The following is a 12,942-nucleotide window of genomic DNA, read 5'->3' as shown; positions in this document are numbered from 1 at the left end:
TTTCGCTCCTGGCGGCGTCGCCGCCGCGGCTCAGGTGAGCGTCTGCCCCAGGTTCTGCGAGACCACGTAGGCGTGGTAAGCCACGAACGCGACGAGCAGCGCCACGCCTTCCAGTCGGCCGATACGGCCGGCGTCTGCGTAATTGTACGTCATCGCGAACAGGACCAGCGTGACGGCCACCATGACGAAGAAGTGCAGCGTAAGCACCGTCGGTTCCACCGTCGCCGGATGGATGACGACGGCCAGGCCGATGACCGCCAGCAGGTTGAACATGTTGGAGCCGAGGATGTTGCCGATGGCCAGGCCCTGCTCGCCCTTCAGCGCGCTCACCAGCGACACCGCAAGTTCCGGCAGGCTGGTGCCGATGGCCACCAGGGTGACGCCGATCACGAGTTCGCTGACACCGAGTTGCCGGGCCAGCTGGAGGGCGCCGTCCACCAGCAGTTCCGAGCCCACGAGCAGCACGGCGAGGCCCACCGCCAGCCAGAGGATGGCCGTGCGCATCGGCATGTCGCGGGGAATCTCGGCCTCGTATTCCGCCTCGATGGGATCGGCGGCGCGCGCCCCCGTCCCGAGCCGCACGATCCAGTACAGCACCACTATCAGGGCCCCGAGCAGCACGAAGCCGTCGATGCGGGTCAGGCGCAGGTCCAGGAACAGGGCGAGCGTGAGCAGGGTCACCGCCAGCAGCAGGGGCATCTCCCGGCGCAGGATGGTGGAGGTCACCAGGATGGGTCGCACCGCCGCGACGGCCCCGAGCACCAGGGCGACGTTGGCGATATTCGAGCCGATCGCGTTACCGAGCGCGAGGCTCGGGCGCCCCGCGAGGGCGGCGACCACGGAGACGAGGATCTCTGGTGCAGAGGTCGCGAAGCCGACGATGGTGAGCCCGATCAGCAGCGTGGGGACGCCCAGGTTGCGAGCCGTCCCCGCTGCGCCCACCACGAAACGGTCCGCGCCCCAGATCAGGAGTGCCAGGCCGATCGCGACGGAGATGAGATCGAGCAACATGGTCAGGTTCCAACCTCGAAAGGGCGATGCAGCGCCCGCGACAGCCGCCCCCCGCGGCGAAGAGGGGCAGAATCATACACAATAGGACCCGGCCGCCGCGACGCCGGGCGCAGCCGTTGGGTCGGGACTGCCTTTGGGCTACACTGCGCGCGGAATCATACAGAGTGCTTCATCAGTTTGGGGATGATTACACCTCAGGAAATCTCGCAGCTTATCGAGCAGGGCCTGCCCGACACCCGGGCGCAGGTGGCCAGCGACGACAACACCCATTTCGAGGCCGTCGTCGTGAGCCCGCAGTTCGAGGGACAGCGGCCGCTCAGGCGCCACCAGATGGTCTATGGCTGTCTCGGCGAGCGCATGGGCCGCGAAATCCACGCGCTCTCGATCCGCGCCTTCACGCCCGACGAGTGGAGCCGCCAGGGCTGAGGCGCCCGGCAGCCCGGTTGCGACCATGGACAAACTGAAGATCACCGGCGGCACGGCGCTGGACGGCGAGATTCGCATCTCCGGAGCCAAGAACGCCACGCTGCCGATCCTCGCGGCCACCCTGCTGGCCTCGGACCGGGTCACCGTCGCCAATGTCCCCCATCTCAGGGACGTGACCACCACCATCTCGCTGCTCCAGCGCATGGGCGTGGAGGTCACCGTGGACGACCGGCTCAGCGTGGAGGTGGACGCCTCGGCCATCCGCGAGCTGCGGGCCCCCTACGACCTCGTGAAGACCATGCGCGCCTCCATCCTGGTGCTGGGGCCGCTGGTGGCGCGCCACGGCGCCGCCGACGTCTCGCTGCCCGGCGGCTGCGCCATCGGCGCCCGGCCGGTGGACCTGCACGTGGCGGGGCTGCGGGCGATGGGCGCCGAGGTCGAGATCGAGGACGGCTACATCCGCGCCCGCGCCGGCCGTCTGCAAGGCACCCACTTCGTGTTCGAGACGGTGACTGTCACCGGGACCGAGAATCTGATGATGGCGGCCACACTGGCTCGGGGCGAGACGGTGCTGGAGAACGCGGCGCGCGAGCCGGAGGTGGCGGATCTCGCCGACTTCCTCAACAGCATGGGGGCCCGCATCGAGGGCGCCGGCACCGGCACCATCCGCATCCAGGGCGTCGAGACGCTCTCGGGCACGCGCCATACGGTGCTGCCGGACCGGATCGAGACCGGCACTTACCTGGTGGCCGGCGCCATGACGCGTGGCCGCGTCCGGCTGAAACAGACCCGGCCGGATATCCTGGAGGCGGTGCTCGCCAAGCTCACCGAGGCGGGTGCGCAGATCAGTACGGGCGAGGACTGGATCGAACTGGACATGGGCGGGCGACGGCCGCGCGCCGTGGACATCCGCACGGCGCCCTATCCCGCCTTCCCGACGGACATGCAGGCGCAGTTCTGCGCGCTGAATGCCGTGGCCGAAGGCGTGGGCACCATCACCGAGACCATCTTCGAGAACCGCTTCATGCACGTGCTCGAGATGCAGCGCATGGGCGCGCGCATCCGCCTGGAGGGGAACACGGCGATCTCGGAAGGGGTGGAGGCACTGCAGGGCGCCCCGGTCATGGCCACGGACCTCCGGGCCTCCGCCGGGCTGGTGCTCGCGGGGCTGGTCGCCAGAGGCGATACCCTGGTGGACCGCATCTACCACGTCGACCGCGGCTACGAGTGCATCGAGGAGAAGCTGCGTCAGCTCGGCGCCATGATACGGCGGGTGCCCGGCAGCGAGACCGGCGCCGGCGAGGCCCGCGCGGGGCGGGCGACCGGCTAAGGGGGAGAGTCGGCCGACGACTCGGGCGAGGCAGAGGGCGCCGGCCGGAACTGCGGCCGCTCGCCGACGACCGCCTCGGTCGCGAAGCGCTCTCCGTCGCGGATGCCCGTGATGGCGAGGCGCGTGCCCGGTTTCACGCCGGCCACCCGCAGCAGCGCCTGCTGGGTGTTGCCGATAGGCGCACCGTCGATCGCCACCAGCACGTCGCCCCGCCGGAGACCGGCGCGGCTCGCCGGGCTGTCCTCGTGGACCCGTTCCAGCAGGATACCGCCCGTACTCTCGAGGCCCAGTGCCGCCAATTCCGCGGGTGTGAGATCGTCGGGCTCCATGCCGAGCCATCCGCGGATGACGCGGCCGTGCTCCTTCAGCTCGCGCACCACGCCGCGCACGAGATTTACCGGGATGGCGAAGCTGATGCCTTCGGTGGCGATGTCCTGCGCGAGCACGGCGGTGTTGATGCCCACCAGCTCGCCGCGCGTGTTCACCAGCGCGCCGCCGGAATTGCCGGTGTTGATCGCAGCGTCGGTCTGGATGAAGTTCTCGAACGTGGTCAGGCCTAGCAGGCCGCGGCCGGTCGCGCTGACGATGCCCTGGGTCACCGTCTGGCTCAGGCCGTAGGGGTTGCCGATGGCCAGCACCACGTCACCGATGCGCAGCCGGTCCGAGCGGCCCAGTGGCACCGCCGGCAGGTCCGGCAGGTCGATCTTCAGCAGCGCCAGGTCGGTCTCCAGGTCCTGGCCCACGGGCACCGGGTCGGCCACCCGGCCGTCGGCGAGCTGCACCCGGATCTGCACCGCGCCGGCGACCACGTGGTAGTTGGTGACCAGGTAACCCTCGTCGTCGATGATGACGGCCGAGCCGAGACTGGAGTCGAGCCGGAAGCGTTCCGGCCGGCGCTCCTCGGGCCGCGCACCGTCGCGCACCAGCCGCGTGGTGTATACGTTGACCACGGCGGGGGCGCTGCGGGCCACCGCGTCGGCGTAACCTCCCGGGGCGGAGAGACCGGCGGCTTCCGGCCCGCCGGAGACGGGCATCAGCTCCGGTTTCACCAGCACGATCAGGAAGGCCGCGGCCAGCCCGATCACGACCGACTGGACAAGGAAGTAGATTGCCCGCTGGATGCCTGCCATAACGCTCTCGTGACGCTCGTGGACACCGCCCGGACCCGGGTCATCCGGCGGCCCGCTGGTAGGCAACTCCGTCTGGCGGTGTGTATAATCCCGGTTTTGACCCACGCGCGGCCTCCGGCCCAGGACCTCTCCGGGCCTGTCAGGCTCCCGCCGGGAATCTCAGCCAATTTACCAGTTTCGAGCCAAACCTAGAACGAGCTTGTCATAGCCGGTTGTATGGGAGTGCCTGATGACGGACGACGTTGATCGCAGCAGACGTCATTTCCTTGCTGTAGCCACCGCCGTAACCGGCGGTGTGGGCGCGGTGCTCGCCGCGGCGCCTTTCGTTATTTCCCTGCGGCCCAGCGCCCGTGCCGAGGCTCTCGGCGCACCGGTGGAGATCGACGTCGGCCCTCTGGAGGTCGGCGAGATGGTGCGTGTCGAGTGGCGCGGCAAGCCGGTCTGGGTGCTGCGTCGCAGCGAGGACATGCTGGGGCGGCTGGATAAAGTTGAACAATACCTGCGCGACCCGGACTCCTCCGAATCCGACCAGCCCGAATATGCGGAAAACCAGGCGAGGGCGCGGAAACCCGAGTACTTCGTGGTGGTCGGCCAGTGCACCCACCTCGGCTGCGCGCCCATCAAGCGGTTCGAGGTCCAGCCCGCGGACTTGGGCGACGACTGGTACGGCGGTTTCTACTGCCCGTGCCACGGCTCGAAGTTCGACCTGTCCGGCCGGGTGTACTCGGGTGTGCCGGCACCGCTGAACCTGCCGGTGCCGCCGTACCGCTTCATCAATGACGACGTGATACTGGTCGGTGACGAGACGGGAGCAGCGTAAGACCATGGCTAGAACGGAAGCTGAAGTGACCGAGTCGACCCGCGGCGGTGGGCTGGTGAAGTGGATCAACGACCGCTTCCCGCTGGAGAGCATGCTGAAGGAGCATGTCACCGAATACTACGCCGCTAAGAACTTCAATATCTGGTACGTCTTCGGCGTGCTGTCGATGGTGGTGCTGGTCATCCAGCTGGTGACCGGTATTTTCCTCACCATGAACTACAAGCCCTCGGCGACCGAGGCGTTCGCCTCGGTCGAGTACATCATGCGCGACGTGGACTGGGGCTGGCTGATCCGCTACATGCATTCCACCGGCGCGTCCGCCTTCTTCGTCGTGGTCTACCTGCACATGTTCCGTGCCATGCTGTACGGCTCGTACAAGAAGCCGCGGGAGCTCATCTGGATCATCGGCATGCTGATCTTCCTCGTCCTGATGGCGGAGGCATTCTTCGGCTACCTGCTGCCCTGGGGTCAGATGTCCTACTGGGGCGCCCAGGTGATCGTCTCCCTGTTCGGCGCCATACCGGCCATCGGCGACACGCTGGTGGAGTGGATCCGCGGTGACTACTCCATCTCCGACATCACGCTGAACCGGTTCTTCGCCCTGCACGTCATCGCGCTGCCGCTGGTGCTGGTCATGCTGGTGGTGGTGCACATCCTGGCGCTGCACGAGGTGGGCTCGAACAACCCGGACGGCATCGAGATCAAGGAGCACAAGGATGCGGACGGCGTGCCGGTTGACGGCGTGGCGTTTCATCCGTACCACACCTCCAAGGACCTGGTGGCGATCATCGTCTTCCTGATGGCGTTCTCGGCGGTTGTCTTCTTCGCGCCGGAGATGGGCGGTTATTTCCTGGAGCACGCCAACTTCGATCCGGCGGATCCCCTGGTGACACCGGAGCACATCGCGCCGGTGTGGTACTTCACGCCCTTCTACGCGATCCTGCGGGCGGTGCCGGACAAGCTGCTCGGCGTCATCCTGATGGGTGCGGCCGTGCTGCTGCCGCTGTTCCTGCCCTGGCTGGACCGCTGCAAGGTCAAGTCCATCCGTTACCGGGGTGCGATCTACAAGGGCGCGCTGGCTGCCTTCGTCGTCAGCTTCATCGTGCTGGGTTATCTCGGGGTGCAGCCCGCGACCGGCCTGTACACGCTGCTGGCGCGGATCTTCACTGTGGTGTACTTCGCGTTCTTCCTGCTGATGCCGTTCTACACGAAGATCGAGAAAACCAAACCGGTGCCGGAGAGGGTCGTCTACCATGGCTAAGGCAAGAATCGTCGTCACGCTCGTCGCGGCCGCGGCGGCTTCTTTCTCGGTCGAGGCCACGGCCGCCGGCGGGGGCTCGCAGTTCAACGAGCCGGCCAACAACGACGTGGGCAACGAGGCCTCGCTGCAGCGGGGTGCGCGCAATTACATGAACTACTGCGCCGGCTGCCATTCGGCCAAGTACGTGCGCTACAACACGCTGGCGGACGGTCTCGAGCTGAGCGAGGAACAGCTCATCGAGAACCTGATGTTCAACGCCGAGAAGACCCACGAGACCATCCGGGCCTCCATGCCGGCCGATCAGTCGGCGCGGTGGTTCGGCAAGACGCCGCCGGATCTCTCGCTGATCGCCCGCAGCCGGGGCACGGATTATCTCTACAACTTCCTGCGCACCTTCTACGTGGATGACAGCCGGCCCACGGGTACCAACAACATGGTGCTGGCCGCGGCCAGCATGCCTCACGTGCTCTGGAAGCTGCAGGGACTGCAGCGGCCGGTCTACGAAGAGGTGACTGACGAGAAGGGCCACACGGTGCAGCAGTTCGTGGAGTTCGAGCAGGTCACCGAGGGTACGCTCTCGCCCGAGGAGTACGACCAGTTCGTGCGCGACACGGTCAACTTCCTCGACTACATCAGCGAGCCCGTTCAGCTCGAGCGTCGCGTGCTCGGCGTCTGGGTCCTGCTGTTCCTGGTGGTATTCTTCCTCTTCGCCTACTTGCTGAAGAAAGAGATCTGGAAGGACGTACACTGAGTTACCAGCCTGCCACCGGGCCATGCGCCCCGCCGCAACAGGACGTCAGAGGTAGACCATCATGGCGGTAATAGCCAACCGGCGCTCAGTGATGACGCTGTTTTCCCGGCCCACCGACATCCACAGTCACCGGGTGCGGCTGGTGCTCGCCGAGAAGAGCATCAACATCGAGATCGTCAACGTCGAGGGGCCGGATCTGCCCGAGGACCTGCTCGACCTGAACCCCTACCACAGCGTGCCCACTCTCGTGGACCGGGACCTGGTGCTGTACGACTCGCGGGTGATCATCGAGTATCTGGACGAGCGCTTCCCGCACCCGCCCCTGATGCCCGTGGACCCGGTGACCCGGGCTCATTTCCGCCTGGCCCTGTTCCGTATCGAGACGGACTGGTATCGCCTGGCAGAGGAGATCGAGGAGGCCAGCGAGAAGAAGCAGGCGACCCGTTCCCGGAAGATGCTGAAGGAGTCCATCCTGCAGAGCGCGGATGTGTTCGCCGCGCGGGAGTTCTTCCTGAGCGACGAATTCTCGCTCGTGGATGCGAGCATCGCGCCCATCCTGTGGCGCCTGCCCGTCTACAACATCGACATTTCGACCAAGAGCGGCGCCATAGAGGCCTACATGGACCGGATCTTCGCCCGCTCTTCGTTCCAGCAGAGTCTCACCGAACGCGAACAGGAGATGCGGCTGTGAGCCTGCGGTCGGCACCCGCAGGATGAGTTCGGACGCCCCGGCAGCGGTATCGAAGCGTCCCTATCTCGTGCGCGCGATGCACGAGTGGATGAGCGACAGCGGACATACGCCGCACATCGTGGTCGACGCCACCATGGCCGGAGTCAACGTGCCCGAGCAGCACGCGAAGGACGGCCGCATCATCCTCAACATCAGCTATTCCGCCGCCCATGACCTCAGGCTGGACAACGAGGCGGTCAGCTTCCGCGCCCGTTTCGGCGGTACGCCATACGACGTGTGGGTGCCTGTGACGGCCATCCTGGGCATCTACGCGCGGGAGACCGGCCAGGGCATGATCTTCTCCCAGAACGACGACGGACCCGAGCCGCCGGACGGCCCAGGCGGCGACGGCGGCAACGATGACGATAAGGGCGACGATGGCGGGCGCAGCGGCCGGCCGTCCCACCTCAAGGTGGTGAAGTAGCAGGCAGCGCTGCCGGCGCTAGCCGGCGCCCAGCAGCGAGCGGTCGATGAGATCGCACAGGCAGTGGATCACCACGAGATGCACTTCCTGGATCCGCGCGGTGCGCTCCGCCGGCACTCTTATCTCGACGTCGTCGGCACCCAGCATGCTGGCCATGCGGCCGCCGTCGCGTCCGGTCAGGGCCAGCACCGGCATGCTGCGCTCGTGGGCGGCGGTAATGGCGCGGCAGACGTTCTCCGAGTTGCCCGAAGTGGATATCGCCAGCAGCACGTCGCCCGGTCGGCCGAGCGCGCGGACCTGCTTGGAGAAGATCTCGTCGTAGGCGTAGTCGTTCGAGATCGACGTCAGTGTCGAGGAATCCGTGGTGAGTGCCAGGCCCGGCAGCCCCGGGCGCTCTCTCTCGAAGCGGTTCAGCAGCTCCGAGGAGAAGTGCTGGGCGTCGCCCGCCGACCCGCCGTTGCCACAGGAGAGAATCTTGCCGTCTTCCAGCAGGCAGCGGGTGAGCATCGCGCCGCCGGCGGCGACGGGCAGCGCCAGACTGTCGGTCGCCGCCTGCTTGACGGCGATGCTCTCGGCGAAGTGGTCTCTGACGATGCTCTCGGGTTCCATGGCGGCTCTCTGCTCTCGTCCTGCTTCCTCACCAGGGTCGGAAGGCGTCCTGCAGCCATTGTAACCGTGGACGCCCGTCTGCGCTCACGTCGAAGCGGAATTCCATCTCCGCATAGCGGGGATGGCGGCAGAGAAACTGCTCGGCGGCGCGGACGATCCGGCGCTGCTTGGACGGCGAGACGGAGTCACGGGCGCTGCAGCGTGCGCCGGCACCCCGGTAGCGGACCTCGACCACGACCAGCGTATTCCCGGTCCGCATGAGCAGATCCAGCTCGCCGAGGCGGCAGCGGTAGTTCGCCGCCACGCAGTCGAGCCCGGCGTTCTCGAGGTGGCGGCGGGCCAGTCCCTCGGCGCCGTCCCCTAGTCGCTGTCGTCCGGTGCGTCCCACGATCCCGGCGGCGGCTCCCTGGGCGAGTCAAGGAGCAGGAAGTCGATGCCCGGCTCCAGCTCGGCCTCGTCTTCGAGCTCCGGTACCGGTTCGGCCACCGCGACGATCTCTCCCTGCTCGAATGTGGCGAAGGGCAGGCGGCGGTGGATCACGCCGCGCAGGTCCATGCTGAGTTCCCCGGTCATCCCCTGCAGCGGTTCTTCCAGGCCGCCGCCGGCGCCATCCTGCAGCGCGCCGACCAGCCGGTAGGCGTCGTAGCCCATGGCGTGCAGCCGGGACAGCGGGGCGGACCCCGACCAAAGCTCGGCGTAGGTGGCACGCAGGCGTTCGATCTCCGCGCGCTGCGAGACGATCCACGGGACCTCCGGGAACAGCACGCCGTTCAGGTCGGCGTTGCTGCGGCCGTCGCGCTCGTTGATGGTCGAGGTGGCGTAGACGGGCAGGCCGCCGGCGTAATGGAAGCGCAGCTGCGGGCGCATCAGGCGGGCGGTCGTACCGTCGGCGGCGAGGAAGATGAAGTCGATGTCGCCGCGTCGCCGGGGCTCGAACTGCAGCGATCCGCCCACGACGCCGCGCAGCCGGCGGTAACGCTGGATGCTCTCGTCGAGCAGCAGGAGATCCTCGATGGTGTCGGAGAAATCGGCGGCGCCGGGCTGGTAGCGGCGGTAGTCCAGCAGCCTGCCGCCGGACTGGTTCAGCGAAGCGGCGAAGGCGCCCAGCACCCGCTCGCCCCAGTCGGATGCGGGGACGAGTGCCACGCCACGAGGATGTTCGTCGATGACGGCCCGAAGGCCGACCTGGGCCGCCTCGTCCTCCGGCGCCAGGGCGTACTGGTACAGGCCGGCGGGGGGCTGGACCTCATCCGGCAGCGTGTTCAGCGCCAGTGTCGGTACCGAAATCTCCACTCCCGTGGCGATGTCCATCACCGAGGGCTTCAGCAGCGGGCCGATGACGAATTCGGCGCCGTCCTCCACCGCCTGCCGGTATGCGTAGACGTTGCCTTCGGCGGCAACGTCGTAGAACCGGATAAGCGGCTTCATGCCCTCGCGGAAGTCGTTGAACCAGGCGCCGAGGATGCCGTCGCGGATGGCCGTCCCGGCCCGGCCGCTGCGGCCGGACAGGGGCAGCAGCACCGCGATCTGGCGGGGATAGGCGCCGGCCGTGATGTCGACGTTCAGCAGGGAGGGCACCAGGTCGGCCAGGGCCGGGTGGCGCGGATACGACCGGCGCCAGTCCATGACACCGCGCCGGAAGGCCAGGGTATCAGCCGCTGCGGCGGTCCCGGTCAGTCCGAGTTCGAGCCAGCCCCGTATGGTCGGGTCGGAGGCCTCAGCCAGTGCCGCCTCCAGTTGCGCCGGCGGCGTGCCGATCAGGCCCGCCCAGATGATCTCGTGGTTCGTGCGCACGGCGCGGGCGTCGTCCAGCCACAGCTCCCGCCGGACCAGCAGTTCCAGGGCCTCGCGGGTTCTGCCCGTGTCGAACAGCGCCGCGCCCCGCAGCGCATCCCGGCGCAGGCGCTGTTCCACCCTCAGGCTCGGGTCGTCCAGAGCCTGCAGACGCTCCAGCGCGGCGGCCGCGTCGCCGGCCGCGAGGTCGAGGCGTGCGGCGGTCAGTGCCCAGTCGGTTGCAAGATCGGCATCCGCCGGCTTCTGCGTGCTCCCGAAGGCGGTCCGCGCCCGGGCCACATCGCCGGCGCGCAGCCATTCCTCCACCGCCATCAGGGTCAGGCGCGTGCGCTCGTCGCCCGCGGCGTCGCCGGCCAGCGCGATGTAGATGCGGGCCGCGTCCTGGTGGCGGCCTGCCGCTGCCAGCGAGTCGGCTCGCGCCTCGGCCTGGGGATAGCCGGTGCCGCCCGGCGTGGTCTGGCAGCCGGCGGCGAAGAGTGCCGCGAGCAGGAGCGCGAAGATGCGCAGAGCGGCTTGCCCTCGTGTGTATTTGCCATGCACGATGCGACGATTCCTCATGAAAGACCCCGAGATGGCCAGAGCCGCTGGAGAGAGCATACCGGCGCCGGATACCGCCGGAGTACTGTACGTCGTCGCCACGCCCATCGGCAATCTGGACGATCTGTCCGTGCGGGCGCGGTATACGCTCGGGGCGGTCGACCTGATCGCAGCGGAGGATACCCGGCACACCCGGCGATTGCTAACGCATTTCGGCATCAGAAAGCCGCTTTTTGCGCTGCACGAGCACAACGAGGAGCAGGCGATACCGGGTCTCGTCGAGCGTCTCGGCGCCGGTGAGTCAATGGCGCTGGTGAGCGATGCGGGCACGCCGCTGGTGAGCGACCCCGGTTTCCGTCTGGTGCGCGCGGCGGCGGGCGCGGGCCTGACGGTCTCGCCCGTCCCGGGTCCCTGTGCCGCCGTCGCCGCGCTCAGCGCTGCCGGACTGCCGACGGACACTTTCATCTTCCTCGGCTTCCCGCCGGCGCGGCGGGAGGCCCGCCGGAGATGGCTGGAGGCGGTGCGCACTGACCCGCGCACGCTGGTCCTTTACGAATCGGTGCATCGCTGCGGCGAGTTGCTGGAGGACCTGGCCGCCGTGCTCGAGCCGGAGCGGCCCGTCGTGATCGGGCGGGAACTCACCAAGGCCCACGAGACCTTCCACCGTGGCACTGCCGACGACATGGCCGCGGCGTGGCGGGACGGCGCCATCACGGCCAGAGGGGAGTTCGTCGTATGCGTGGGCGGTGCGCCGTCGGCCGGGCCGGACGAGGACGCCACCGAGGCCGACCGGGTGCTCGGTCTACTGCTGGAGGAACTGCCGGTGAAGACGGCCGCGAAGCTGGCTGCGCGGCTGACCGGCGCACCCCGCAACCGCCTGTACCGCCGCGCCCTGGCCCTGAAAGGCGACGACTGAGATCCGGCCTCCGGGATGCTTGATTCCCGTACCGGCTTGCCCTAATTTGGATCACGGAGCCGGCCAGGCAATCGCCCCGCCTTGCGCGGGGAGGAAAGTCCGGGCTCCCTCGGACAGGACGCCAGGTAACGCCTGGGGGGCGCGAGCCCACGGAAAGTGCAACAGAAAGCATACCGCCGAAGCGCCGCGAGGCGCTGGTAAGGGTGAAATGGTGCGGTAAGAGCGCACCGCGCGGGTGGTAACACGCCGCGGCAAGGTAAACCCCGTCCGGAGCAAGACCAAATAGGGGAGTGCGCGGCGCGAGCCGCACCGTCGGTCCCGAACGGACTCCCGGGTAGGTCGCTAGAGGCAGCCGGTGACGGCTGTCCCAGATGAATGATTGCCCTCGACAGAACCCGGCTTACCGGCCGGCTCCTTCTCCTTCGAAGTGCCTGTGGTGGGGGTGGCGGACGCCGCCTCCGCCCTCGTTTGCGCAAGGGACGGCTTCCGCGATCCCCGGAATGCCCCTGTCGCCGATCAGCGACAGGCAGTTCAGATATCGCTGAGAAGGCACATTTAAGCTACTGATTTTCGGCTTTATATGCTGTCGCACAGCCCCACCCGGATCGGGCCTCCGCCCGCTAAGTCCCTGTCCCACAAGCGATAATCCGCACGCCGATATTGACGCCCTCAGGGTCGGTCCCTATAGTGTCGAAAAGTGGTGAAAAGTGGGAATAGTTGGGATTACAGGGGGTCCCGCCACGCATGTTTCGAGGTCCTACCAAAGTCACGCTGGACGCCAAAGGGCGCCTGGCGATACCGACGCGCTACCGCGAGCGGCTCGCGGCGCGTTGCGACGGGAACCTCGTTGTCACCGTAGACCGGGATTACTGCCTCCTTATCTATCCGCTGCCCGACTGGGAAGAGATCGAGCGCAAGCTCGTTCGGCTGCCGGCTCTCGACCGCAAGGCGCGGCGGCTGATGCGCCTCATGGTGGGTCATGCGACAGAGGTCGAACTCGATGGCCATGGTCGCATTCTACTCTCGAAGGAGCTACGGGAATTCGCCGGGCTCGAGAAGCACACGGTGCTGATCGGGCAGGGCAACAAGTTCGAGTTATGGGACGAGGAGCGCTGGAACGAGAAGCGCGACTCGTGGTTGGCAGACGAGGAAGGCGACGAGCTGCCGCTGTCGGCGGAACTCGAGTCGCTCTCCTTATAAGAA

At 67.7% G+C, this 12,942-nt stretch carries 14 protein-coding genes and 1 other RNA gene; 10 read left to right on the top strand and 5 right to left on the bottom strand.

Annotation, left to right across the window (positions count from 1 at the left end; all coding sequences use genetic code 11):
- Positions 1–30 precede the first annotated feature (30 nt).
- Positions 31–1,011 (bottom strand): calcium/sodium antiporter, encoded by a 981-nt coding sequence (locus ACJMKZ_RS05185; RefSeq protein ID WP_405232130.1) that lies wholly within the window; start codon positions 1,009–1,011, stop codon positions 31–33.
- A gap of 183 nt (positions 1,012–1,194) precedes the next feature.
- On the opposite strand from ACJMKZ_RS05185, the gene ACJMKZ_RS05180 reads away from it, so the two are divergent.
- Together ACJMKZ_RS05180 and murA are read left to right on the top strand one after the other, a co-directional pair.
- Positions 1,195–1,437 (top strand): BolA family protein, encoded by a 243-nt coding sequence (locus ACJMKZ_RS05180; RefSeq protein WP_405232129.1) that lies wholly within the window; start codon positions 1,195–1,197, stop codon positions 1,435–1,437.
- A 25-nt stretch (positions 1,438–1,462) separates the two neighbouring features.
- Positions 1,463–2,767, top strand: a complete 1,305-nt coding sequence (murA, locus tag ACJMKZ_RS05175; protein ID WP_405232128.1) for a UDP-N-acetylglucosamine 1-carboxyvinyltransferase — start codon at positions 1,463–1,465, stop codon at positions 2,765–2,767.
- On the opposite strand, the gene ACJMKZ_RS05170 is transcribed toward murA, so the two are convergent.
- Positions 2,764–3,897 (bottom strand): S1C family serine protease, encoded by a 1,134-nt coding sequence (locus ACJMKZ_RS05170; RefSeq protein WP_405232127.1) that lies wholly within the window; start codon positions 3,895–3,897, stop codon positions 2,764–2,766. The genes murA and ACJMKZ_RS05170 overlap by 4 nt on opposite strands.
- A 229-nt stretch (positions 3,898–4,126) precedes the next feature.
- On the opposite strand from ACJMKZ_RS05170, the gene petA reads away from it, so the two are divergent.
- From petA to ACJMKZ_RS05145, 5 genes are all read left to right on the top strand, one after another.
- Positions 4,127–4,717 carry a ubiquinol-cytochrome c reductase iron-sulfur subunit gene (gene petA / locus ACJMKZ_RS05165; RefSeq protein ID WP_405232126.1) on the top strand — a complete coding sequence of 197 codons (591 nt, stop codon included), beginning with the start codon at positions 4,127–4,129 and terminating at the stop codon, positions 4,715–4,717.
- A 4-nt stretch (positions 4,718–4,721) separates the two neighbouring features.
- Complete coding sequence (locus ACJMKZ_RS05160; RefSeq protein WP_405232125.1) at positions 4,722–5,978, top strand: cytochrome b; 1,257 nt, start codon at positions 4,722–4,724, stop codon at positions 5,976–5,978.
- Positions 5,971–6,729: a cytochrome c1 gene (locus ACJMKZ_RS05155; RefSeq protein ID WP_405232124.1), complete on the top strand. Its 759-nt coding sequence runs from the start codon at positions 5,971–5,973 to the stop codon at positions 6,727–6,729. The genes ACJMKZ_RS05160 and ACJMKZ_RS05155 overlap by 8 nt, the downstream gene beginning before the upstream one ends.
- 61 nt (positions 6,730–6,790) lie before the next feature.
- Entirely contained in the window at positions 6,791–7,420 is a 630-nt protein-coding gene (locus tag ACJMKZ_RS05150; protein ID WP_405232123.1) for a glutathione S-transferase N-terminal domain-containing protein, read from the top strand.
- 22 nt (positions 7,421–7,442) lie between these two features.
- Positions 7,443–7,883 (top strand): ClpXP protease specificity-enhancing factor, encoded by a 441-nt coding sequence (locus tag ACJMKZ_RS05145; protein WP_405232122.1) that lies wholly within the window; start codon positions 7,443–7,445, stop codon positions 7,881–7,883.
- An 18-nt stretch (positions 7,884–7,901) separates the two neighbouring features.
- Here ACJMKZ_RS05145 and ACJMKZ_RS05140 read toward each other — a convergent pair whose 3' ends face one another.
- Genes ACJMKZ_RS05140 through ACJMKZ_RS05130 form a run of 3 tightly spaced genes read right to left on the bottom strand, consistent with a single transcriptional unit; the run spans position 7,902 to position 10,844 of the window.
- On the bottom strand, positions 7,902–8,492 hold the full coding sequence (locus ACJMKZ_RS05140) for a phosphoheptose isomerase (RefSeq protein ID WP_405232121.1): 591 nt from the start codon (positions 8,490–8,492) through the stop codon (positions 7,902–7,904).
- 28 nt (positions 8,493–8,520) lie between these two features.
- Entirely contained in the window at positions 8,521–8,880 is a 360-nt protein-coding gene (locus ACJMKZ_RS05135) for a YraN family protein (RefSeq protein WP_405232120.1), read from the bottom strand.
- Positions 8,853–10,844 carry a penicillin-binding protein activator gene (locus ACJMKZ_RS05130; RefSeq protein WP_405232119.1) on the bottom strand — a complete coding sequence of 664 codons (1,992 nt, stop codon included), beginning with the start codon at positions 10,842–10,844 and terminating at the stop codon, positions 8,853–8,855. The genes ACJMKZ_RS05135 and ACJMKZ_RS05130 overlap by 28 nt, the downstream gene beginning before the upstream one ends.
- Positions 10,845–10,857: 13 nt before the next feature.
- Between ACJMKZ_RS05130 and rsmI the strand changes: the two genes are divergently transcribed.
- From rsmI to mraZ, 3 genes are all read left to right on the top strand, one after another.
- Positions 10,858–11,739, top strand: a complete 882-nt coding sequence (gene rsmI / locus ACJMKZ_RS05125) for a 16S rRNA (cytidine(1402)-2'-O)-methyltransferase (RefSeq protein ID WP_405232118.1) — start codon at positions 10,858–10,860, stop codon at positions 11,737–11,739.
- 55 nt (positions 11,740–11,794) lie between these two features.
- Positions 11,795–12,158: RNase P RNA component class A (rnpB, locus tag ACJMKZ_RS05120), an RNA gene on the top strand.
- A gap of 325 nt (positions 12,159–12,483) precedes the next feature.
- The gene (gene mraZ, locus ACJMKZ_RS05115; protein ID WP_405232117.1) at positions 12,484–12,939 is read left to right on the top strand and encodes a division/cell wall cluster transcriptional repressor MraZ; all 456 of its coding nucleotides are present in this window, start codon (positions 12,484–12,486) and stop codon (positions 12,937–12,939) included.
- Positions 12,940–12,942: the final 3 nt, after the last annotated feature.

This window comes from Lentisalinibacter salinarum (assembly GCF_040706555.1).
Lineage (GTDB): Bacteria > Pseudomonadota > Gammaproteobacteria > Steroidobacterales > Woeseiaceae > Lentisalinibacter > Lentisalinibacter salinarum.
Note: the sequence above shows the minus strand (reverse complement) of the source record. Positions and strands in the feature narration are given on the sequence as shown.

Coding starts and splice junctions, on each gene's coding strand:
- ACJMKZ_RS05130 (WP_405232119.1), bottom strand. CDS start 10,844: ATGAGGAATCGTCGCATCGTGCATGGCAAATACACACGAGGGCAAGCC.
- ACJMKZ_RS05160 (WP_405232125.1), top strand. CDS start 4,722: ATGGCTAGAACGGAAGCTGAAGTGACCGAGTCGACCCGCGGCGGTGGG.
- ACJMKZ_RS05170 (WP_405232127.1), bottom strand. CDS start 3,897: ATGGCAGGCATCCAGCGGGCAATCTACTTCCTTGTCCAGTCGGTCGTG.
- ACJMKZ_RS05155 (WP_405232124.1), top strand. CDS start 5,971: ATGGCTAAGGCAAGAATCGTCGTCACGCTCGTCGCGGCCGCGGCGGCT.
- ACJMKZ_RS05180 (WP_405232129.1), top strand. CDS start 1,195: ATGATTACACCTCAGGAAATCTCGCAGCTTATCGAGCAGGGCCTGCCC.
- mraZ (WP_405232117.1), top strand. CDS start 12,484: ATGTTTCGAGGTCCTACCAAAGTCACGCTGGACGCCAAAGGGCGCCTG.
- murA (WP_405232128.1), top strand. CDS start 1,463: ATGGACAAACTGAAGATCACCGGCGGCACGGCGCTGGACGGCGAGATT.
- ACJMKZ_RS05185 (WP_405232130.1), bottom strand. CDS start 1,011: ATGTTGCTCGATCTCATCTCCGTCGCGATCGGCCTGGCACTCCTGATC.
- petA (WP_405232126.1), top strand. CDS start 4,127: ATGACGGACGACGTTGATCGCAGCAGACGTCATTTCCTTGCTGTAGCC.
- ACJMKZ_RS05145 (WP_405232122.1), top strand. CDS start 7,443: ATGAGTTCGGACGCCCCGGCAGCGGTATCGAAGCGTCCCTATCTCGTG.
- ACJMKZ_RS05150 (WP_405232123.1), top strand. CDS start 6,791: ATGGCGGTAATAGCCAACCGGCGCTCAGTGATGACGCTGTTTTCCCGG.
- ACJMKZ_RS05140 (WP_405232121.1), bottom strand. CDS start 8,492: ATGGAACCCGAGAGCATCGTCAGAGACCACTTCGCCGAGAGCATCGCC.
- rsmI (WP_405232118.1), top strand. CDS start 10,858: ATGGCCAGAGCCGCTGGAGAGAGCATACCGGCGCCGGATACCGCCGGA.